This window comes from Gramella sp. MT6 (assembly GCF_019357415.1).
GTDB lineage: Bacteria > Bacteroidota > Bacteroidia > Flavobacteriales > Flavobacteriaceae > Christiangramia.
The window spans coordinates 2,049,755-2,069,272 of record NZ_CP048410.1 but is presented as its reverse complement, the minus strand read 5'-3'; the positions used below and the strand labels follow the sequence as shown (position 1 = coordinate 2,069,272).

At 37.5% G+C, this 19,518-nt stretch carries 20 protein-coding genes and 3 tRNA genes; 14 read left to right on the top strand and 9 right to left on the bottom strand.

What is annotated here, in order from left to right; translation table 11 throughout:
• Positions 1 to 25 precede the first annotated feature (25 nt).
• Positions 26 to 1,006 (bottom strand): cysteine synthase family protein, encoded by a 981-nt coding sequence (locus G3I01_RS09290; RefSeq protein WP_219547209.1) that lies wholly within the window; start codon positions 1,004 to 1,006, stop codon positions 26 to 28.
• A gap of 83 nt (positions 1,007 to 1,089) precedes the next feature.
• A complete protein-coding gene (locus G3I01_RS09285) occupies positions 1,090 to 2,322 on the bottom strand; it encodes an FtsX-like permease family protein (protein ID WP_219547207.1) in 1,233 nt (410 codons plus the stop codon).
• A 6-nt stretch (positions 2,323 to 2,328) separates the two neighbouring features.
• On the opposite strand from G3I01_RS09285, the gene G3I01_RS09280 reads away from it, so the two are divergent.
• Complete coding sequence (locus G3I01_RS09280; RefSeq protein WP_219547205.1) at positions 2,329 to 3,567, top strand: DUF1343 domain-containing protein; 1,239 nt, start codon at positions 2,329 to 2,331, stop codon at positions 3,565 to 3,567.
• Positions 3,568 to 3,645: 78 nt separating this feature from the next.
• On the opposite strand, the gene G3I01_RS09275 is transcribed toward G3I01_RS09280, so the two are convergent.
• Both G3I01_RS09275 and G3I01_RS09270 read right to left on the bottom strand, forming a co-directional pair.
• Positions 3,646 to 4,494, bottom strand: a complete 849-nt coding sequence (locus G3I01_RS09275) for a thioredoxin family protein (protein WP_219547203.1) — start codon at positions 4,492 to 4,494, stop codon at positions 3,646 to 3,648.
• Positions 4,495 to 4,534: 40 nt separating this feature from the next.
• Positions 4,535 to 5,035 (bottom strand): YkgJ family cysteine cluster protein, encoded by a 501-nt coding sequence (locus tag G3I01_RS09270; protein ID WP_219547201.1) that lies wholly within the window; start codon positions 5,033 to 5,035, stop codon positions 4,535 to 4,537.
• Here G3I01_RS09270 and G3I01_RS09265 point away from each other — a divergent pair.
• A complete protein-coding gene (locus tag G3I01_RS09265; RefSeq protein WP_219547199.1) occupies positions 5,035 to 5,742 on the top strand; it encodes a class I SAM-dependent methyltransferase in 708 nt (235 codons plus the stop codon). The genes G3I01_RS09270 and G3I01_RS09265 overlap by 1 nt on opposite strands.
• A 98-nt stretch (positions 5,743 to 5,840) precedes the next feature.
• Positions 5,841 to 6,611, top strand: a complete 771-nt coding sequence (locus tag G3I01_RS09260) for a hypothetical protein (protein WP_219547197.1) — start codon at positions 5,841 to 5,843, stop codon at positions 6,609 to 6,611.
• A gap of 73 nt (positions 6,612 to 6,684) precedes the next feature.
• On the opposite strand, the gene G3I01_RS09255 is transcribed toward G3I01_RS09260, so the two are convergent.
• Positions 6,685 to 7,632, bottom strand: coding sequence for a hypothetical protein (locus G3I01_RS09255; protein ID WP_219547195.1), 948 nt, complete (start codon positions 7,630 to 7,632; stop codon positions 6,685 to 6,687).
• Positions 7,633 to 7,712: 80 nt separating this feature from the next.
• Between G3I01_RS09255 and G3I01_RS09250 the strand changes: the two genes are divergently transcribed.
• The 3 genes from G3I01_RS09250 to G3I01_RS09240 are packed head-to-tail and all read left to right on the top strand — an operon-like array spanning position 7,713 to position 9,192.
• Positions 7,713 to 8,120 (top strand): S4 domain-containing protein, encoded by a 408-nt coding sequence (locus tag G3I01_RS09250; protein WP_219547193.1) that lies wholly within the window; start codon positions 7,713 to 7,715, stop codon positions 8,118 to 8,120.
• Positions 8,113 to 8,688, top strand: coding sequence for a methyltransferase domain-containing protein (locus G3I01_RS09245; RefSeq protein WP_219547191.1), 576 nt, complete (start codon positions 8,113 to 8,115; stop codon positions 8,686 to 8,688). The genes G3I01_RS09250 and G3I01_RS09245 overlap by 8 nt, the downstream gene beginning before the upstream one ends.
• Before the next feature lie 3 nt (positions 8,689 to 8,691).
• Positions 8,692 to 9,192: a phosphoribosyltransferase family protein gene (locus tag G3I01_RS09240; RefSeq protein WP_219547189.1), complete on the top strand. Its 501-nt coding sequence runs from the start codon at positions 8,692 to 8,694 to the stop codon at positions 9,190 to 9,192.
• Here the strand turns inward: G3I01_RS09240 and G3I01_RS09235 are convergent.
• Positions 9,184 to 9,705: a shikimate kinase gene (locus tag G3I01_RS09235; protein WP_219547187.1), complete on the bottom strand. Its 522-nt coding sequence runs from the start codon at positions 9,703 to 9,705 to the stop codon at positions 9,184 to 9,186. The two genes, G3I01_RS09240 and G3I01_RS09235, sit on opposite strands and share 9 nt — an antisense overlap.
• Positions 9,706 to 9,831: 126 nt before the next feature.
• Here G3I01_RS09235 and G3I01_RS09230 point away from each other — a divergent pair.
• The 8 genes from G3I01_RS09230 (at position 9,832) to G3I01_RS09195 (ending at position 15,199) form a co-directional block, all read left to right on the top strand.
• Positions 9,832 to 9,904: transfer RNA gene (locus G3I01_RS09230), tRNA-Lys, on the top strand.
• Positions 9,905 to 9,935: 31 nt separating this feature from the next.
• Positions 9,936 to 10,008 (top strand) — tRNA-Lys (locus G3I01_RS09225).
• Between the two features lie 72 nt (positions 10,009 to 10,080).
• Positions 10,081 to 10,164 (top strand) — tRNA-Leu (locus G3I01_RS09220).
• Between the two features lie 203 nt (positions 10,165 to 10,367).
• The gene (locus tag G3I01_RS09215) at positions 10,368 to 11,270 is read left to right on the top strand and encodes a MerR family transcriptional regulator (RefSeq protein WP_219547185.1); all 903 of its coding nucleotides are present in this window, start codon (positions 10,368 to 10,370) and stop codon (positions 11,268 to 11,270) included.
• A gap of 9 nt (positions 11,271 to 11,279) precedes the next feature.
• Positions 11,280 to 12,746 (top strand): phytoene desaturase family protein, encoded by a 1,467-nt coding sequence (crtI, locus tag G3I01_RS09210; protein WP_219547183.1) that lies wholly within the window; start codon positions 11,280 to 11,282, stop codon positions 12,744 to 12,746.
• Between the two features lies 1 nt (position 12,747).
• Positions 12,748 to 13,587, top strand: coding sequence for a phytoene/squalene synthase family protein (locus G3I01_RS09205; protein WP_219552799.1), 840 nt, complete (start codon positions 12,748 to 12,750; stop codon positions 13,585 to 13,587).
• A 12-nt stretch (positions 13,588 to 13,599) separates the two neighbouring features.
• Entirely contained in the window at positions 13,600 to 14,049 is a 450-nt protein-coding gene (locus tag G3I01_RS09200) for a sterol desaturase family protein (RefSeq protein WP_219547181.1), read from the top strand.
• A 13-nt stretch (positions 14,050 to 14,062) separates the two neighbouring features.
• Positions 14,063 to 15,199 carry a lycopene cyclase family protein gene (locus G3I01_RS09195; protein ID WP_219547179.1) on the top strand — a complete coding sequence of 379 codons (1,137 nt, stop codon included), beginning with the start codon at positions 14,063 to 14,065 and terminating at the stop codon, positions 15,197 to 15,199.
• Position 15,200: 1 nt separating this feature from the next.
• Here the strand turns inward: G3I01_RS09195 and G3I01_RS09190 are convergent, their stop codons facing one another.
• From G3I01_RS09190 to G3I01_RS09180, 3 genes are all read right to left on the bottom strand, one after another.
• Entirely contained in the window at positions 15,201 to 15,761 is a 561-nt protein-coding gene (locus G3I01_RS09190) for a TlpA disulfide reductase family protein (RefSeq protein ID WP_219547177.1), read from the bottom strand.
• Positions 15,762 to 15,815: 54 nt separating this feature from the next.
• Complete coding sequence (locus G3I01_RS09185) at positions 15,816 to 16,583, bottom strand: XRE family transcriptional regulator (RefSeq protein ID WP_219547175.1); 768 nt, start codon at positions 16,581 to 16,583, stop codon at positions 15,816 to 15,818.
• Between the two features lie 620 nt (positions 16,584 to 17,203).
• The gene (locus G3I01_RS09180; RefSeq protein ID WP_219547173.1) at positions 17,204 to 19,471 is read right to left on the bottom strand and encodes an aconitate hydratase; all 2,268 of its coding nucleotides are present in this window, start codon (positions 19,469 to 19,471) and stop codon (positions 17,204 to 17,206) included.
• Positions 19,472 to 19,518: the final 47 nt, after the last annotated feature.

Here is a 19,518-nt window from a genome sequence, read left to right as displayed (position 1 = left end):
CTTTTTTGAGATCTTATCTTAAATCCTACTCAATATACCCCATTTTTCTCATCCATTCATCATTGTACATTTTCCCAACATACCTGCTTCCGTGGTCATGAAAAAGTACTACTACCACATCATCCTTTTTGAAATGTTCCTTTAACTGAAGTAATCCTTTTGCAGCTGCACCTGCACTGTTTCCAAGAAAAAAACCTTCTTCCTTAGAAAGCTTCTGGGTGTAAACTGCAGCATCTTTATCTGTCACCTTGGTAAAACCATCAATAACACTGAAGTCTACATTTTTAGGAAGTATATCCTCCCCTATTCCTTCAGTAACATATGGATAGATCTCTTTTTCGTCAAAAATTCCGGTTTCATGATATTTTTTAAAAACCGAACCATACGTATCGATTCCCCAAACTTTGATATCTGGATTTTGTTCTTTTAGGTATTTTCCTACACCAGAGATAGTTCCGCCGGTACCTACTCCAACCACAAAGTGGGTAACTTTACCATCTGTTTGTTTCCAGATCTCAGGCCCGGTTGTTTCATAATGTGCCTGGCGGTTGGCAAGGTTATCATATTGATTTACGTACCAAGAATTAGGAGTTTCCTCTGCCAGTCTTCTGGAAGTTGAATAATAAGAACGTGGATCATCTGGCTCCACATCTGTAGGACAAACGATCACTTCACTACCAACAGCCTTAAGGATATCCATCTTTTCCTTGCTCTGCTTGTCGCTCATTACGCAGATCATCTTATAACCTTTAACGATAGCAACCAAAGCCAGCCCCATACCTGTATTTCCGGAGGTTCCTTCAATGATAGTTCCTCCAGGCTTAAGAAGGCCTTTTTTCTCAGCCTCTTCTACCATCTTCACGGCCATACGGTCCTTTACAGAATTTCCAGGATTAAAAGTTTCGTATTTAGCAAGTACCAGCGCATCGATATCCTCAACGATCTTGTTCATTTTCACAAGAGGAGTATTCCCGATGGTACCTAATATATTTTCAACGTATTCCATTTTCAATTTTTAAGAGTGCAAATGTAAAAAATCCTGAAGCCTTAAACCAAGGATTACAGGCGCTTATATTTTGGTCGGTAATTTTACTCGAACTTAATAGCCTTCACCGGAGAAATTTTGGTGATAATAAGAGAAGGAACCAACAGCATAATCATGCATAAAAGCAAGGTTCCCAGGTTAACAACAAGAATATAATCCCAGTTAAGATAAATAGGAACTTCGGTCACGTAATATGTTCGTGGATCCAATGGTACCAATTTAAGATACTTCTGGAGAGCCAGAATTCCTATCCCAATAAGGTTACCCCAGAAAAGTCCCAGGACAATGAGATAACCAGCATTATACAGAAAGATCTTTCTAATACTCCAATCTCCTGCACCCAAAGCCTTCAGCACACCTATCATTTGAGTTCTTTCAAGAATTAGTACCAGAAGGGCTGTGATCATATTTATTCCTGCAACCAGGATCATAATTCCTATGATCAATGCGATATTGAAATCAAAAAGCGAGAGCCATTCAAAAATCGAATAATATTTCTGACTAATTGTTTGAGTATCCAGGAAAGAACCTGTGTTTTCATATACTTCATTCCCCTTTTGATCCAGCTCGTTGAAATCATCTACAAAAACCTCAAAATTCCCTACCTCATCATCTTCCCAATTATTAATTCGCTGAATATGCCTTATATCTGCGATCAGGTAAAGCTCATCAAATTCCTGAAATCCCGACTCATAAATCCCGGTTATCTCAAAACCCCTGGCTAGCGGGCGTTCGCTATCATCTCTTAAAAAATAGGTAGGTACTTTATCACCAACCTTTAATTGTAATCTATTGGCCAGGTATTGCGAGATAAGCACCTCATCATTTAAATTTTCAGAAAAATCTGGTAGTGCTCCGGCAATCAGGAATTCTTCAAAATACTCCCAGTTATAATCATCCCCAACTCCTTTAACAATGATACCTTCAAAATCATTTTCGGTCCTGATAACCGCAAATTTGGTGGCAACCGCCTGTACATGCTTAATACCTTCAACTGAAGTGAATTCAGGATAAAAATCCTGGTTTTTCGATACAGGGATCAAAGAAACTTTGGAACTGTTATTGTCGTAACTGGAAATATTGATATGCCCGTTAAAAGCAGCGATCTTATCTCTTATCTTTTCCTGCAAACCCAGGCCGGTCGCAAAGGAAACAAGCATCATAATCACCCCGATAGCGATCGCCGTGATCGCTATTTTTATTATAGGTGCAGATATGCTACTTTTATACTTTTTAGCGCTGATTAAACGCTTTACAACGAAATACTCGAAATTCAATATCCTATGATTAAGAGATTGCTCAAAAGTACATTTTTATTCTTTCTTATCGGAATTCTTTCCTGCGGAAACACTAATAGTCAATCTGAAGAAACTTCAGAAAATACATCAGATAAAGAGAAATCAGATTCTAAAGCCTCTGAAATAATCGTAGGAGCAAATCGTACCGAAGAATATTTAGCCCTGTTGAAAGGTAAAAAGATCGGCGTGGTTGGTAATCAAACTTCGATCATTAAAACTGAAACTGGGGAATATACTCACCTCGTAGATTCGTTACTAAGTTTGAATATCAAGATCGAAAAAGTATTCGCCCCAGAACATGGTTTTCGTGGAACGGCAGACGCCGGAGAGGTAATTAAAGACGGACTGGATACAAAAACCGGACTTCCGGTGGTTTCCCTATACGGAAAAAATAAAAAGCCTTCTCCTGAAGTATTGAAGGATATAGATCTGATGATCTTCGATATTCAGGATGTGGGAGCCAGGTTCTACACCTATATTTCAACTCTTCATTACCTTATGGAAGCCTGCGCAGAAAATAATATCCCGCTTTTAATCATGGACAGGCCAAACCCTAATGGGCATTATATTGATGGTCCAATCCTGGAACCGGAATATCAAAGTTTTGTTGGGATGCATCCCATTCCTGTGGTGCACGGTCTTACCATAGGGGAATATGCACAAATGATAAATGGTGAAAAATGGTTAAACGATGGTATTCAATGCGATATCAGGGTTATTGAAATGGAAAATTATGATCATGAGAAAAAATATTCTCTACCAGTAAAACCTTCTCCAAACCTTCCAAATGATAAATCTATTAACTTATACCCAAGCCTGTGCTTCTTTGAAGGAACTAATGTAAATGCAGGTCGAGGTACAGATAAGCAATTCCAGGTTTTTGGATCGCCTTATTTATACAAAACCTATTTCAAATATTTATACAAGCCAGAACCAATGCCGGGCGCGACTAACCCAAAACATTCAGGCTTGCAATGTTTCGGTAAAGACCTCACCGATTCAGAATATTTGAATTCACTTAATCTTGAATGGCTAATCGAAGCTTATAATAATACTGCTAAAAAAGAGGAGTTCTTCAACCAGTTTTTCACAAAACTTGCCGGAACTAAAAAACTTCAAGATCAAATAGAAAGCGGAAAGTCTTTTCAGGAAATAAAAGCTAGCTGGAAAGAAGGTTTATCTAATTACGATCTAATGAGAAAAAAATATCTGCTTTACCAGTAATAATTAACTTATTCAATTTTACAAAAAGCCCTGGCATTTAGATGCCAGGGCTTTTTATTTTTTAAAACAATATCTTTTCTACTCTCTTGAAGCAATTAATTTAGAATACCTGGTCCAGTATAATTCCGGGTTTTTGAGCTTATTCATTTCGTTTTCCCATTTCTGAATATTTCTCTGATCACCTTCTTCTTTGTACATGCAATAATTCAAAAAGCAATAGACACCCCAATTATACTTTCTTAAATCCTCTTCATCGATCTTTTTCTCAAGGAATCTTCCTAGTTTACGATAATTCCCGTCGTATAAATCTACGTTTGCCTCCAGGAGTTCGATCTTTTGTTCCATCATAGTGTAATTAGCCTGTTCGGAGTCCAGCAGGTCTTCAGTTTCCGACAGATATTCCTTAGCGAGCGATAATACGTTTTTCCTCACCTCAGGATCTTCTACATAAAGGCTAAAATCGAGGTATTTCTGAGCCAGTCTTAAGGCAGTGGAATAACTTGGCTGCCTGTTAAAATATGCGGTTTCCAGTTGCATAAAGGAGGTGTTAAGTCGATATTTTTCTAGAAAATGTAGCGTTTGAATTTTATCTGTATAACCTAGCTTATTGTAAAGAACTTTACCATTGGCATCCATAATGACCACGAATGGAATACCATGTACCCCATATTGATCCACTAATTGCCTTCGAGTATCAAAATCTATCTTTAGCGGAACATAATTATCAAGAACTGTCTTCACCTCTTCCTTACTCCAAACATCCCGGTCCATTTTCTTACAGGGGCCGCACCAGTTTGCCCAGAAATCTACAAGGATCAATTTATTACTAGCAATGGCAACTTTTTGCGCGGTTTCCAGATCAGTATACCAGTTAGTCGCACAAAGCTTAAAAGTTGATAAGAAAAGGAGGAAGAGTAGTTTCTTCATGGTTAAATATTTTGTTAAAGAAAGACAAAATATTTTAGACCTAAAAGTTAGTTTTTAATCTTTTTTTCATTTCCTCGACAATATTATAAGTAGCGGGACAAACAGCCGTATTTCTAATGGTGATATTAGAGATCTTATGAAAATCTTTTCTGTCGGTATGCGGATATTCCCGGCATGCTTTTGGTCTCTTATCGTAAATGGAACAATAGTTATCTGATCCTAAAAAGGGACATGGAACCTGTTGCAATACAAAATCATTTTCTTCGTCCAGCCTTAAATAAGTATCGATGAATTCGCCTGGCTTCATTCTGAAATGCTTGCTGATCCTTTCAATATCCTTTTGAGTAAATAAAGGTCCGGTTGTTTTACAGCAATTGGCACAGGTAAGACAATCGGTCCTGGAGAACTCATCTTCATGAAGTTCAATCATTAGCGCATCCAGATCTTTTGGCGGACGTTTCTTTAGCTTAGAAAAGAACTTTCTATTCTCCTTCTTCTTATCTTTGGCCTTATCAGGTAAACTCTTAAGAATCTCTTCCATTGGACAAAAATAAGGATATATTCGGCACCGCCATCAAAGCATTTTACGAAGAAAAAGACAAAACAGACATCATAGTTCATTCCCCAGATTTTGAGGATGATGTGATCCTTGTGGAGTATCTTTTCAGGAAATTTGAAGATATGCCCGAGGTCGAACAAAAAGCGTTGGAGCTATGCGAAGGAAAGGTGCTTGACGTTGGATGTGGTGCGGGCAGCCACGCTCTGTTTCTTCAGCAAAATAAGAAATTACAGGTCAAGGCAATAGACACTTCAGCAGGAGCGATAGAGATCGCTACAAAGAGAGGGGTTGAAAATGCCGTTTCAGAAGATTTCTTCAAATTAAAGGATGAGAAATTTGACACCATTTTAATGTTGATGAATGGTAGCGGGATCATAGGTAAACTCAAGAACCTGAAATCTTTTTTTGATCATTCCCGAACGCTATTAACTGAAAGGGGAAAAATTCTCATGGACTCCTCAGATCTTATTTACCTTTTCGAGGACGAATTTGAAGATCCTGAAAATTATTTTGGAGAATTCCAGTATAGTATAAGTTATAAAGAATGGCATTCTGAAGATTTCGACTGGCTCTTTATAAGTCCGGATCTATTAACCGAATATGCTGAGTCCAATGGTTTTAATTGTGAAATAATACATCAGGGAGATAATTATGATTTTCTGGCTGAACTATCAGTTCAGAAGAAATAAATTTTGATACCAGTTGATCCGGATTTTTGGTGATCTTATTAAAAAAACGATCTAACTCACTATTTTTCATATTTTTGAAGCATTGCTTAAATATTGACATGATAAGAATTAAAAAATTACTTCTACTTTTTATCTCTGCTGCATTTGTGTTCTCCTGTACTACAGAAGACGTTGACAAGAGGGATACGGGTAAATCTGCGAATCTAAAATTAACAGGTTCTTCTGGTGCAGACCTACTTAGCGATATGGTATTCACTTCTATGAATATTGAAATTGTATATGCTGACGGCAACAGACCTACTAGTGAAGCAATCGATATTTTTCAAAATTTCCTGGAATCCAGGGTTTATAAACCTGATGGTATTAAGATCAATCTTAGGTCTGTACAGCCGTCCGGATTATCACCCTTTACCGAAGATGATTTAAAAGCCGTAGAAGAAGAAACCAGGACCTTATATAATGTTGGGGATGAGATCGCAGTATGGATCTATTTCGCAGATGGTGAAAAAGAGGAAGAGTCTGATGATCTGGTAACTTTAGGTACAGCTTTCAGAAATACTTCAATTATTATCTATGAAAAAACGATTAAAGATTTCGCTTCCAGAAATGGCGCGCCGCCTAGAGCTATAATCGAGGCATCTACATTGAATCATGAATTTGGTCACCTTTTTGGGCTGGTAGACCTGGGAATCGATCCGGTCTCAGACCATGAGGATCCAGAAAAAGAAGGCCATTGTGATACAGACGGCTGCTTAATGAGAGCATCTATTGAATTTGGGAGTGGCGTGGTTAACGGTATAACCGGAGGAGGAGTTCCAGAATTGGATGATGCCTGTATACAGGACCTGCAATCTATAGGAGGAAAATAATATCATGAAAACTGAAACATAAAAAAACCCGGAGGATTCTCCGGGTTTTCTCGTTCTATTTAGGTTCCAAATATTATTTAAAAACATCCGGATCCAGATAATCTGGAGTTCCATCGTCATTAGAATCGGTAAAAATTATACTACCGTCCTCTTTGATTTCAATTTCATCTTTGGTAAGAGTACCGTCGCCATCATCATCTGCATCAGAAAAATTTGGTAAGCCATCTTCATCGGTATCATCATTAAATAGATCTCCATCGCCGTCCAGATCTTCCATAAATGACTCGATGCCGTCTCTGTCATGATCTGCATCATTAACCTTAAATAGATTCACCTTGAATATTAGTGGCGAATATGATGGTATTCCATTCTGAGCAGTATTGAAATAAGCCAGACCTGACGGCATGAAAATAGCACCTACACCGTAATCATTATTCCAGGTAATTGTATTATCAGGGTTCGTGATAAATCCAGTAGCGGCACGAAATTCTTCCATTCCTTCTGAAAAACCTTTAACAGGTCCCGGTCTTAAAGACGGTCCCTGAATACCAACCTCATAATAAGAGGTGAGGTTGAACCAAAGCGGTGATTTCAATCTGCTATCAAACACATTACCGCTTAGTAATTCTCCTTCATAAGCAACATATGCAGAATCTGCAAAGGTAGGTTGTTCGCCTGCCCCTTCTCTTTCTACCAAAACATATAGCTGCTGGTCTACTCCTTGAAAATTAACCGTTTTAGTGATTAATTTTTCTGATTCGATGATTGGAGTTTTATCAATATTTTCTCCGGCAATTGTATCGAACCTTACCACATAGTCAAACTCTTCTGAAGGTTCCTCGAACTCTTCATAGTTATAAAAATGCGTTGAAAGATAATCGATCAAAGCCTGGTCATCTTCAATAGCCTGCTCTCCCCTATCTCTTGGCGGAGTCACTTCAGGTCCATCATCATCGTCATTATCACATGAAAAAACAAGAAATGCCATAAGGCAGATCATCATTATTTTGTTTAATCTCATCAGAATATTATTTTGGAGCCGCAAGATACAATAATCTTGTATTTTTGCTTCAATATGAACGCTGATTTAGAGGTCAAATTATGAGAGTTGATAAGTTTTTGTGGTGTGTTAGATATTTCAAGACCCGAAATATAGCTACCAATGCCTGCAAACAAGGAAAAGTAAGACTGGAGGAAGAAATCCTGAAACCTTCAAAAGAAGTATTTCCGGGAGATAAATTGAGGGTAAGAAAGAACCAGATCAACTATGAAATAGAGATCCTGGATATACCTAAAAGCCGGGTTGGAGCTAAACTGGTAAATCTGTATGTTCATGATGTGACTCCCAAGGAGGCTTTTGAGAAACTTGACCTTCTCAAATATTCTAAGGATTACTATAGAAAGAAAGGCACGGGAAGACCTACCAAAAAAGACAGAAGAGATATTGATGACTGGTTCGAGAATGCAGAAGAAGAAATAAATAAGCCTGAAGACAAAAAGGATGAATGAGAATTTCTGGTCTCAACGTTACCGGGAAAATAATACCGGCTGGGATATTGGATCTGTTTCGACTCCCATTAAAGAATACATAGATCAGTTAACAAATAAAGATCTGAAAATATTAATTCCGGGTGCTGGAAATTCATATGAAGCTGAATACCTTTTCCATAATGGATTTAAACAGGTTTATATTTGCGATATCGCCAGGGAACCTATAAAAAATCTTAAGGAAAGAGTCCCTGAATTTCCTGAAAAACAAATTCTTAATTCTGACTTCTTCAAACTGGAAGGAAAATTTGATCTTATCCTGGAGCAAACTTTTTTCTGTGCAATCCCCGTGAAAAAAAGACTGGATTACGCTAAAAAATCTTCGGAATTATTAACTGAAACCGGACGTATTGCCGGCGTGTTATTTGATTTTGAACTTCAGGAGGACGGACCTCCTTTTGGAGGAAGTAAAGAAGAATATTTGACGTATTTTAGCCAGTACTTCAAAATTGATATTTTTGAAAGGTGTCACAATTCCATCGCTCCGAGAAAGGGTAAAGAGTTGTTTTTTAAATTCAGAAAAAAGTAAAAGATGAAGAAACATCATCCTATTTTAAACCAGGAGCAGATCAAGCATAAAATTCGCAGAATTGCTTACCAGATATACGAAAGTAATGTTGAAGAAAAAGAAATCATAATAGCAGGTATTGCGAAAAACGGTTTTATTCTTGCTCAAAAACTGGAAAATGAATTAAAAGGGATCTCGCCAATAAAAACCACTCTTTGCGAAGTGAAAATTGATAAGAAGAATCCCCTGGAAGAAATTAAAACTTCACTTACTCCAGATCAATACGAGAATAAAGCTATCATCCTCGTGGATGATGTCCTTAATTCTGGAACCACTCTTATCTATGGCGTTCGACATTTTTTAAAGGTTCCGTTAAAACATTTCAACACTGCCGTTCTGGTAGATCGAAATCATAAAAAATATCCTGTAAAGGTAGATTTCAAAGGTATTTCGCTATCAACTTCACTTAGCGAAACCGTAAAGGTTATCTTTGAAAAGAATAAAGAAAGGGTAGAATTATCCTAGCTTTTCATAGATCTGCTCTATAATTTCTTCAGCGGACCTGTCATCACAATTGATCACATGATCACTTTGATTGTAATAAAAACCTCTTTCAAAAAGGTGCTTTCTAATGAATTCTTCCAGTTTCTCTTTATCTTCCAGATGACTTATCATAGGACGACTGTCCTTTTCACTGAATAGCCTTTCTGTGAGGTTTTCGATGTTCAATTTCAAATAAAAGGAAGTTATATCTGAGGCATTTCTTATAAGATCCATATTATCTCCATAACACGGGGTTCCTCCGCCAAGAGAAATAACCGCGGCTTCTTCCCTTTGTATCAAGTTTTCTAAAGTTCTTCTTTCGAGTTTTCTAAAATAGACCTCGCCTCTACTTTGAAAGATTTCAGAAATAGTTTTTCCTTCATTTTCTTCTATTTGATGGTCCATATCTACAAAATCGATATTCATTTTTTCAGAAAGTTGCTTTCCGATAAAAGATTTTCCCGATCCCATGTAACCCAAAAGAAAAATTTTCATGTCTTAAATCGCTTAAAATGAGTGAAAGGCAAAACTATGATAAAATTATAGCAAATAAGGCTTGAAAAATAAATTAATGAATGTATATTTGCACCCGCATTCGCAAAAAGACGGATGCTTTTTAATGATCTGGTAGCTCAGTTGGTAGAGCATCTCCCTTTTAAGGAGAGGGTCCTGGGTTCGAGCCCCAGCCAGATCACTAAATACGTTCAAAATTTGATTTTGTTCTAGATCTGGTAGCTCAGTTGGTAGAGCATCTCCCTTTTAAGGAGAGGGTCCTGGGTTCGAGCCCCAGCCAGATCACTACTAAGTTCTACACCGGAAATTTTCCGGTTTTTTTTTACCAGCCAATGGAATTTTAATTCCATTTTATTTACCCGGGTGCTGGAATTGGTAGACAGGCATGGTTGAGGGCCATGTGTCCATTAGGGCGTGCGGGTTCAAGTCCCGCTCCGGGTACTACTTTACCTCCCTCTTTTATATCATTTAGAATTTTATATTTAAGTCGAAGCTTCCTGAATTCCTCGAATCTCAGGCAGGTATTTTTTTGCTTAAAATTTATTTTGTTTAATATTTATGTACTTAAATTAAACATTTTAACATTTTAATAATGAATTTAATTCTGATTATTGTTTAGATTTGTTTAACTCCTATAACAGATCATGGAACACATTAAACAAAATTTTAGTATCAAAGACCTGGAACATTTAAGCGGTATCAAGGCTCACACCATTAGAATATGGGAAAAGCGATATGATATCCTAAACCCGGAAAGAACCGATACCAACATTAGAACCTACAACGGGGAGAACCTGCAAAAACTTCTAAATATCTCTTTTCTTAATAGTCATGGGTACAAAATTTCCCGGATTTCCAAAATGGAAGAAAATGAGATCAACAATCTCGTGAAAAGAATTTCTGCCTCCTCTAGTGAAGAGAATCGCGCAAAAAATTCTTTCAAACTCGCCATGATGAACTTCGATGACCGACTTTTCCAGAGAACCTATAATAAGCTCAGGGAAAAGCGAACCTTCAGGGAGGTATTTCAGGATGTTTTCCTGCCTCTACTTGAGGAGATCGGATTGTTATGGCAAACAGATACCATAAAGCCGATCCACGAACATTATATAGTGGAACTTATTAAACAGAAAATTTATCTGAATATAGCCGATCTAAAAGCAGAAATTCCTGAGGAAGATGATGAAATTTTATATGTGCTTTTTCTTCCTGAGAATGAAATTCATGATGTAGGAATACTTTACCTGAATTATGAATTATTGAACGCTGGAAAAAATGCGATATACCTTGGCCCTAGCCTTCCGCTCAACAACCTTGATTATTTGATGAAAATCCATAAGAACCTGATTTTCGTAAGTTACCTTACAATAACCCCGGTTAACACAGATGTTGAGGAATTCATTAAGGATTTTCAGGAAAAGGTTTGTCAGGAAAAACAACATGAATTGTTGTTATTTGGACAGAGAACAAAAGAAATCGACAGGAACTTACTCCCAGACCACATAAAAGTCTACCCATCAGCTCTGGACTTCGCAAATCATCTTTAAAATCCCTACATGTCCCAAAAAATTAATATAATCGGTTCCGGTTTTTCTTCGCTTGCAGCATCATGTTACCTGGCAAAAGCAGGATATGAAGTGCAGGTCTTCGAAAAGAACAGTACCGTTGGCGGTCGCGCCAGACAATTCAAAAAGGATGGTTTTATCTTCGATATTGGACCGACCTGGTATTGGATGCCCGATGTTTTCGAAAGATTCTTTGCCGATTTCGATAAAAAAACTTCTGATTATTACCAACTTGAAAAACTTGATCCCGCCTATCAGGTATACTTTGATAAAGATGATTCGGTTTTGATACCGGGAAATCTTAATGAGATCTATGATAATTTCGAAAAGGAAGAGGTTGGTAGTGCTGATAAACTGGAAAAATTTATCACCAAGGCCAGAGATAATTATGATATTGCCATTAAAGACCTGGTTTACAGACCTGGTGTTTCACCTCTGGAACTTGTCACCCCAGAAACTGCCAAAAGGCTTGGCAGGTTTTTCACCAATATTAGCCAGGAAGTTAGAAAAGATTTCACCAATAAAAAGCTTAGAAAAATTCTGGAGTTTCCGGTGTTATTCCTGGGAGCTAAACCCAGCGACACTCCGGCATTCTACAGTTTTATGAATTATGCCGATTTTGGCCTGGGCACCTGGCACCCTAAAGGTGGAATGTATAAGGTAATTGAAGGCATTAAAGATCTAGCAGAATCGCATGGTGTTATTTTCCACCTTAATTCTCCAGTAGATAAGATCATTACCGAAAAAGGAAAAGCAAAAGGCCTTGTAGTAAATGGCAAGGAGCATTTTGCAGATATCGTGCTAAGCGGAGCAGATTATCATCATTCAGAACAATTACTGCCAGAAAAGTTAAGACAATACTCTACCGGTTTCTGGGAGAAAAAGACCTTTGCCCCTTCGTCCCTCTTGTTTTATGTAGCATTCAACAAGAAAATAAAAAATGTATCCCATCATACGCTTTTCTTCGACAGCAATTTTGAAGATCATGCTAAAGATATTTATGACGATCCTAAATGGCCGGACAATCCTTTATTTTATGCCAGCTTTCCCTCAATCACAGATGATTCCTGCGCACCAGAGGGTAAAGAAGCCGGGATATTCTTAATTCCTCTTGCTCCAGACCTAGAAGATACTTCGGAGATTAGAGAACATTATTTCAATATTATCATTGACCGATTTGAGAGAATTACCGGTCAAAAAATAAAAAGTAATATTATATTTAAAGAGTCCTTTTGTGTAAATGACTTCAAAGAAGCCTATAATTCCTACAAAGGAAACGCCTATGGAATGGCCAACACCTTATTCCAGACGGCATTTTTAAGGCCTAAACTTAGAAGTAAAAAAGTTGAGCATCTTTATTTTACTGGACAACTAACCGTGCCAGGACCAGGAGTTCCTCCTTCCCTGATATCAGGAAAACTAGCCGCAGGTCTAATTGAAAAAAATGAAAAAAAGTAATATGAAAGCTATTTTTGACAACGTATCCAGGTCCTGTAGCAGAACGGTCACAAACTCCTACAGTACCTCTTTTTCTTTGGCAACTAAGATGCTTGCTCCTTCAATTAGGCAGCATATATATAATATTTATGGCTTTGTTAGATTCGCAGATGAAATTGTAGATACTTTTCACGACTATAACAAGGAAACGCTATTTAATGATTTTGAAGAAGATCTTCATAAAGCTATTGAATCTAGGATATCATTAAATCCAATCTTGAATTCCTTCCAGGAAACCGTACATGAATTCGGCATTGATGCAGAACTTTATAATTCTTTTATGGACAGTATGAGACTGGACCTCCATAAATCTGAATACCTAAGTATAGAAGAATTTAAACAGTATATTTATGGAAGCGCAGATGTTGTTGGGCTAATGTGTTTAAAGGTTTTTGTGAATGGCGACAAGGCGAAATATGAAGAACTTAAGGAAAGCGCTATGAGCTTAGGTTCTGCCTTTCAAAAAGTCAATTTCCTAAGGGATCTTAAGGCAGATTATGAAGACCTAAGCCGAAGTTATTTTCCTAATATGGATCTTGCTCAATTGAATGAGGAAAATAAGCAACAGATCATAAATGAAATCGAAGAAGATTTTAAAAAAGGACTTCATGGTATTGCGCATTTACCAGTAGAAGCTAAATTTGGCGTATATACCGCGTACATATATTATCGGAAATTATTACAAAAATTAAAAAGGATTCCTTCTCTAGAAATAAGAAAACGAAGAGTAAGAGTGCCCAATTATCAAAAGGCAGGGTTACTGGCAAAATCTTATATTTCTTATAGATTGAACCTTATATAAATTATGATTGAAATGAATATTTTATTGTGGATCGCAGTATTTCTTGGCACTTTCATGATTATGGAAGGAATGGCCTGGTTTACCCATAAATATGTGATGCATGGTTTTTTATGGAAATTACATAAGGACCATCATAGGAAAGACCATAGTAGCTGGTGGGAACGTAACGACCTTTTCTTTGTCTTCTATGCCCTTGTAAGTATTGGATGTTTTCTATTATGGAAATATGAAGACATCTGGATAGGTTTACCAATTGGTTTAGGGATCCTGGCCTATGGAATTACTTATTTTACCGTACATGATATTTTTATACACCAGAGATTCAAGATCTTAAGAAATGCTAATAATAAATACGCGAAGGGAATTAGAAGAGCTCATAAAATGCACCATAAACACCTTGGAAAAGATGATGGTGAATGTTTCGGAATGCTTTTCGTACCTTTCAAATATTTCAAGAAATAACAACCCCTACTAGATGTTAACACCAGATTATTACTACGTCATTGTAGGCGGTGGTATGGCTGGTCTGCAGTTAGCTTCCAGAATACATGATGATGTTTTTTTCAGAGGAAAGAAGATCGCCATCATAGAACCCGATGACAAAACTAAAAATGATAAAACCTGGTGTTTCTGGGAGAAAGGTGAAGGTTCCTGGGATCATATTATCACTAAAACCTGGGAAAAAGGAAAATTTATCTCATCTGAAATAAATAAAGATCTGGACCTAGCACCTTATTCCTATAAAATGCTAAGGTCGATCGATTTCTACGAACATGTAAAATCAAACCTTGAAGCATCTGCAGATATTGTTTTTATTAAAGACGAGATCATTTCTATTGATGAAGTGACCCGTACAGCTAAAGGAAAAGAAAAAGATTATACTGCCACCCATTTCTTTGACAGCCGACCACCGGAAGATTATAAAAAGACTGAGAATTCCACTTTAATATATCAGCATTTTAAAGGTTGGTACATTAAAACAGAAGAAGATCTGTTCGATCCAGAAACTTTTACCATGATGGATTACCGGATCAACTATAAAGATTCGGCAAGTTTCACCTACGTTTTACCAATTTCAGCAAATGAGGCGCTTGTAGAATTCACCTTTTTCACTCCATTTCTAACAAACGACACTACTTACGACAAGTATCTCAATAGGTATCTCAGGGAAATTTTAAAAACCACTTCATATGAGATTATTGAAGAGGAGATCGGAATGATCCCCATGACAGATTACCCTTTTCACAAAAAAAGCACAGCTAAGGTCACTAAAATAGGCACAGCGGGAGGCTGGGTTAAAGCTTCTTCAGGATATTCATTCAAGAATACTGAAAGAAAGATCGATCTTCTTATTCAAAATATCAAGAGCAGCCGGATGCCCTCAAAAGATCTATTCAGTAAAAAATACCAGAAATATGACGCCATCTTCCTTGAAGTGCTTAAAAACAGAAACGACCTTGGAGAATCATTGTTTACAAAATTCTATACTAAGAATTCTATTCAGGATATTTTCAGGTTTCTAGACGAAGAAACCAGCTTTTCTGAAGATATCAAGATCATGTTTTCGCTATACCATCCTGAATTTTTGAAGGCCTTCTTCAAGAAATTATGATCTATTCTGCTATCAATTTATCCAGAGTTTGGCGAAAACTTTCACTATTCCAATCAGCAGAACCTACTTTATCTATTACAATACTACCATCTTTTGAAATGACATAGGTAGTAGGCAAAGTTCTCCCATCCATAGGTTCTGGAGCCTTAGTAAGCATTTTATATGCAGGTAGATCGAAACGTTTGCGCTTCATAAAATTCTCCACGGTTTGATGCTGTTCACCTGATACAAAAAGGAAAGAAACTTTACCCCCATAATCCTGATACAGTTCCTGGAAACTTGGCATTTCGGCAATACAAGGGGGGCACCAGGTAGCCCAGAAATTAACGATCACCACTTCATCCTGAAATTGAGAAAACTCAGTACGTTTGCCCCTATTACTCTCAAGAACCCAATTGTAGTTTGCAATCTTCACCCGATCTTCCTCGTCGTTAACCGACGGAGCGAATGAAATAAGCTTATTAACAAAGATCTGAATAGGCTTTCTGGTCTGGGGAATCACCAACGCCAGTATTAGAACGATAATGATAATATTAGACCACTGATTTTTGAAGATTTTCATTTCCTGTTTTATTCAGTGTAAAGAACGGAAAAAACCTTCTCTCCTCAAATTCTATCAATCATTTTTGGAACTAAGAATAGTCAGTTTTTTGTTCATACTGAATAGTTCCTTTTTTAATAGTTCGAGATCCTGTTCCAGGGCATTTATTTTCCCTTTCCCAGAGATCTCATGGTATTGAACAAGACCACTGCTAATCTTACCTCTGATAATCATCAATTCTCTCACTTCTTCAATCTTGATTCGAGAACCTGTCTCAGAAGTATACTCATTATCATTTTCAAGAAGCAAATAACCTTCTTCTGAGGACTTTTTGAACCGCTTCATGTAAATTTGATCTCCAGTGACCACGATAACGGCAGTCCCGTCCAATATTTCGTCAAATTTTTGATGATTCTGGCAAACCAGGATATCACCGGTCAAAATTGTAGGAGTTAAATTATTGGTGCTTACCTCGAAAAGTCTATGATCCTCAACCGGCATGAATCCGGGTACACGAAACCAGTCTTCAAGATCTGAAAAGGAATCATCACTCAGGTCCCTGATAAATTCAGATTGTCTATGAGCACGGATTAAAGGCACAAAACCATTCGCTCTCTCTACTTTGATATAATTGTTTTCACCTTTAAGGATAAAATCTGTAGAAATATCATAAAGCTGGCTGAGTTTTAAGATGTGATCTACTACAATGCCATTTTGAGAGTTTTCAATTAGAGAATAGGCTGCCTGGGATATAAATAGAATATTAGCTACATGCGTTTGAGAAAAATTATTCTTATTTCTCAATTTCTTTATTCTTTGACCTATTTCGGCTCTATGACTCATTTTAAAGCTACTTCTGGTTTATTAAAATTAGGCTAATTGCACCCAAATAACGGATATAGTTTTTAGTTTAAAATGAATTATAATTATAAATAATAATCACAATCCAAGTCATAATTTTTAATGTTACTGAAAGTTCAAAAATGTCTTTTTAAGGAGTTAAATTTGATTTGATCTTTAAATCTTCCAGATCAAATGAAGTTGTATAGGGAAGGTAATTTATCTCTAACTGGAAAAGAAATTAGCTATAGACGCTGGAGATTTCGATAAAAGTATTGATAAGGTACGAAATGATAACGGTCTTTCGGTTATTCCAGCTTCTTTTAATTTTTCACTGAAATTCCAAAAAAACCTACTTCCATACATTAAAATATTATAGCCCCTTTCATTAGCATCTTATATGACTATTAGCCAGATAAGAATGTGTTTAGAAAATCTAAAGCAAGAACTCAGGTCTGAATTTGTAGGGAGTTCAGAGATTTGATTAGTTGAATTTTATTCAATATAAGTCAATTTGAGTTTTTGCCTAGGGCTACTTATTAATTGGGGTTTAATAAATAGCGTAAAAAAACCTCCAGATTTTAAGATCTGGAGGTTTTTGATATTAATAACGTGGCTTGAATTTAAGCTGCGTTTTGCTTCTTGATAAGGTTAAGAGCAGATCCATGCTTATACCACTCGATCTGTGGAGCATTATAAGTATGGTTAGCCTTGATCGTATCTTTACTACCATCTGCATGAACGATCTCTATCGTTAATGGCTTGTCTGGAGCAAAATCCTCAAGATCTATAAAGTTGAAAGTGTCATCTTCCTGGATAAGATCGTAATCGTTCTCATTCGCGAAAGTAAGACCTAACATCCCCTGCTTCTTAAGGTTTGTTTCGTGAATACGAGCAAAAGACTTCACCAATACCACCTTAACACCTAAGTGTCTCGGTTCCATGGCCGCATGTTCTCTGGAAGAACCTTCCCCATAGTTATGATCTCCCACAACTACTGTTGGAACTCCTTCTTTTTTGTATTCTCTCTGTACTGCCGGCACACCATCGTACTCGCCAGTCATCTGGTTCTTTACAAAGTTTGTTTTCTTATTGAAAGCATTTACAGCCCCAATCAAACAGTTATTAGAAATATTATCCAGGTGACCTCTGTAACGCAACCATGGTCCTGCCATAGAAATATGGTCTGTAGTACATTTTCCCCATGCTTTGATAAGAAGCTTCGCACCGGTAAGGTTTTTACCATCCCAAGGCTCAAATGGAGTTAATAACTGAAGTCTTTCACTGTCCTTAGCTACTTTTACTTCAACGCTGCTTCCGTCTTCTTTTGGAGCAACATATCCGGCATCTTCAACAGCAAATCCTTTTGTTGGAAGTTCAATTCCTTGTGGCTCGTCTAACATCACTTCTTCACCATCCTCATTCATTAATTTATCACGAGTTGGATCAAAATCAAGACGACCTGAAATTGCTATTGCAGCAACCATTTCTGGAGAACCTACGAATGCGTGAGTATTTGGGTTACCATCAGCACGCTTAGAGAAGTTACGGTTGAAAGAGTGAACAATAGTGTTCTTCTCTTCGCCTTTTCTATCTGAACGATCCCATTGACCGATACATGGTCCACATGCGTTGGTAAAAATAGTAGCATCAAGATCTTCAAAGATCTGAAGTAGTCCGTCTCTCTCTGCAGTAAATCTAATTTGCTCAGATCCCGGGTTAATACCGAAATCAGATTTTGCTTTTACTTTTTTATCTACCGCCTGTTTTGCAATCGAAGCTGCCCTGGTCAAATCTTCATAAGAAGAGTTTGTACAGGAACCAATTAGACCCCAATCTACATTGATTGGCCAGTCATGCTCTTTCGCTTTTGCTCCCATTTCAGAAATAGGAGTTGCAAGATCTGGAGTAAATGGTCCGTTAAGGTGTGGTTTTAGTTCATCTAAATTGATCTCGATCAATTCATCAAAATACTGCTCTGGATTTGCATATACCTCATCATCACCGGTTAAATGCTCACGAACTTCGTTAGCAGCATCTGCTACATCAGCTCTGTTCGTTGCTCGTAGGTAACGCTCCATAGAGTCGTCATATCCAAAGGTTGAAGTGGTTGCACCAACTTCAGCACCCATGTTACAAATAGTACCTTTACCAGTACAGGAAAGGTTTCGAGCACCTTCACCAAAATATTCAATAATTGCTCCGGTACCACCTTTTACGGTAAGGATACCTGCAACTTTTAAAATCACATCTTTGGAAGAAGTCCAGCCTGAAAGTTTTCCGGTTAACTTCACTCCGATAAGTTTAGGGAATTTAAGCTCCCAAGGCATACCTGCCATCACATCTACAGCATCTGCTCCACCAACACCAATAGCTACCATTCCAAGTCCACCTGCATTTACAGTATGGGAATCTGTACCAATCATCATTCCTCCCGGGAACGCGTAGTTCTCAAGAACAACCTGGTGGATAATACCTGCACCTGGCTTCCAGAATCCAATTCCATACTTGTTAGATACTGATTCCAGAAAGTCAAAAACCTCACTACTACTCTTATTAGCAGCCTGCAGGTCTATCGCCGCTCCCATTTTCGCCTGAATCAAGTGATCACAATGAACAGTGGTAGGAACAGCAACCTGCTTTTTACCCGCCTGCATAAATTGCAAAAGTGCCATCTGCGCAGTCGCATCCTGACAAGCAATTCTATCTGGAGAGAATTCTACATAATCCTTCCCTCTGGTGAAAGCTTCTTTCGCTTTGCCATCCCATAAGTGAGAATAAAGGATCTTTTCTGAAAGTGTTAAAGGCTTACCAACAACTTCGCGGGCTGTATTAACACGCTCAGCCATTTGGCTATACACCTTTTTAATCATATCAATATCGTATGCCATATTCTGTTTAATTTATGTTCTAAAAAAGTCTTGCAAAAATAGGGATT

What these genes read in the sequence shown, in the direction of transcription:
- crtI (WP_219547183.1), top strand. Translation starts at nt 11,280, where the DNA reads ATGTCCCAAAAAATTAATATAATCGGTTCCGGTTTTTCTTCGCTTGCA.
- G3I01_RS09245 (WP_219547191.1), top strand. Translation starts at nt 8,113, where the DNA reads ATGAATGAGAATTTCTGGTCTCAACGTTACCGGGAAAATAATACCGGC.
- G3I01_RS09200 (WP_219547181.1), top strand. Translation starts at nt 13,600, where the DNA reads ATGAATATTTTATTGTGGATCGCAGTATTTCTTGGCACTTTCATGATT.
- G3I01_RS09185 (WP_219547175.1), bottom strand. Translation starts at nt 16,583, where the DNA reads ATGAGTCATAGAGCCGAAATAGGTCAAAGAATAAAGAAATTGAGAAAT.
- G3I01_RS09215 (WP_219547185.1), top strand. Translation starts at nt 10,368, where the DNA reads ATGGAACACATTAAACAAAATTTTAGTATCAAAGACCTGGAACATTTA.
- G3I01_RS09190 (WP_219547177.1), bottom strand. Translation starts at nt 15,761, where the DNA reads ATGAAAATCTTCAAAAATCAGTGGTCTAATATTATCATTATCGTTCTA.
- G3I01_RS09180 (WP_219547173.1), bottom strand. Translation starts at nt 19,471, where the DNA reads ATGGCATACGATATTGATATGATTAAAAAGGTGTATAGCCAAATGGCT.
- G3I01_RS09290 (WP_219547209.1), bottom strand. Translation starts at nt 1,006, where the DNA reads ATGGAATACGTTGAAAATATATTAGGTACCATCGGGAATACTCCTCTT.
- G3I01_RS09235 (WP_219547187.1), bottom strand. Translation starts at nt 9,705, where the DNA reads ATGAAAATTTTTCTTTTGGGTTACATGGGATCGGGAAAATCTTTTATC.
- G3I01_RS09260 (WP_219547197.1), top strand. Translation starts at nt 5,841, where the DNA reads ATGATAAGAATTAAAAAATTACTTCTACTTTTTATCTCTGCTGCATTT.
- G3I01_RS09255 (WP_219547195.1), bottom strand. Translation starts at nt 7,632, where the DNA reads ATGAGATTAAACAAAATAATGATGATCTGCCTTATGGCATTTCTTGTT.
- G3I01_RS09205 (WP_219552799.1), top strand. Translation starts at nt 12,748, where the DNA reads ATGAAAGCTATTTTTGACAACGTATCCAGGTCCTGTAGCAGAACGGTC.
- G3I01_RS09195 (WP_219547179.1), top strand. Translation starts at nt 14,063, where the DNA reads ATGTTAACACCAGATTATTACTACGTCATTGTAGGCGGTGGTATGGCT.
- G3I01_RS09270 (WP_219547201.1), bottom strand. Translation starts at nt 5,035, where the DNA reads ATGGAAGAGATTCTTAAGAGTTTACCTGATAAGGCCAAAGATAAGAAG.
- G3I01_RS09240 (WP_219547189.1), top strand. Translation starts at nt 8,692, where the DNA reads ATGAAGAAACATCATCCTATTTTAAACCAGGAGCAGATCAAGCATAAA.
- G3I01_RS09275 (WP_219547203.1), bottom strand. Translation starts at nt 4,494, where the DNA reads ATGAAGAAACTACTCTTCCTCCTTTTCTTATCAACTTTTAAGCTTTGT.
- G3I01_RS09250 (WP_219547193.1), top strand. Translation starts at nt 7,713, where the DNA reads ATGAGAGTTGATAAGTTTTTGTGGTGTGTTAGATATTTCAAGACCCGA.
- G3I01_RS09280 (WP_219547205.1), top strand. Translation starts at nt 2,329, where the DNA reads ATGATTAAGAGATTGCTCAAAAGTACATTTTTATTCTTTCTTATCGGA.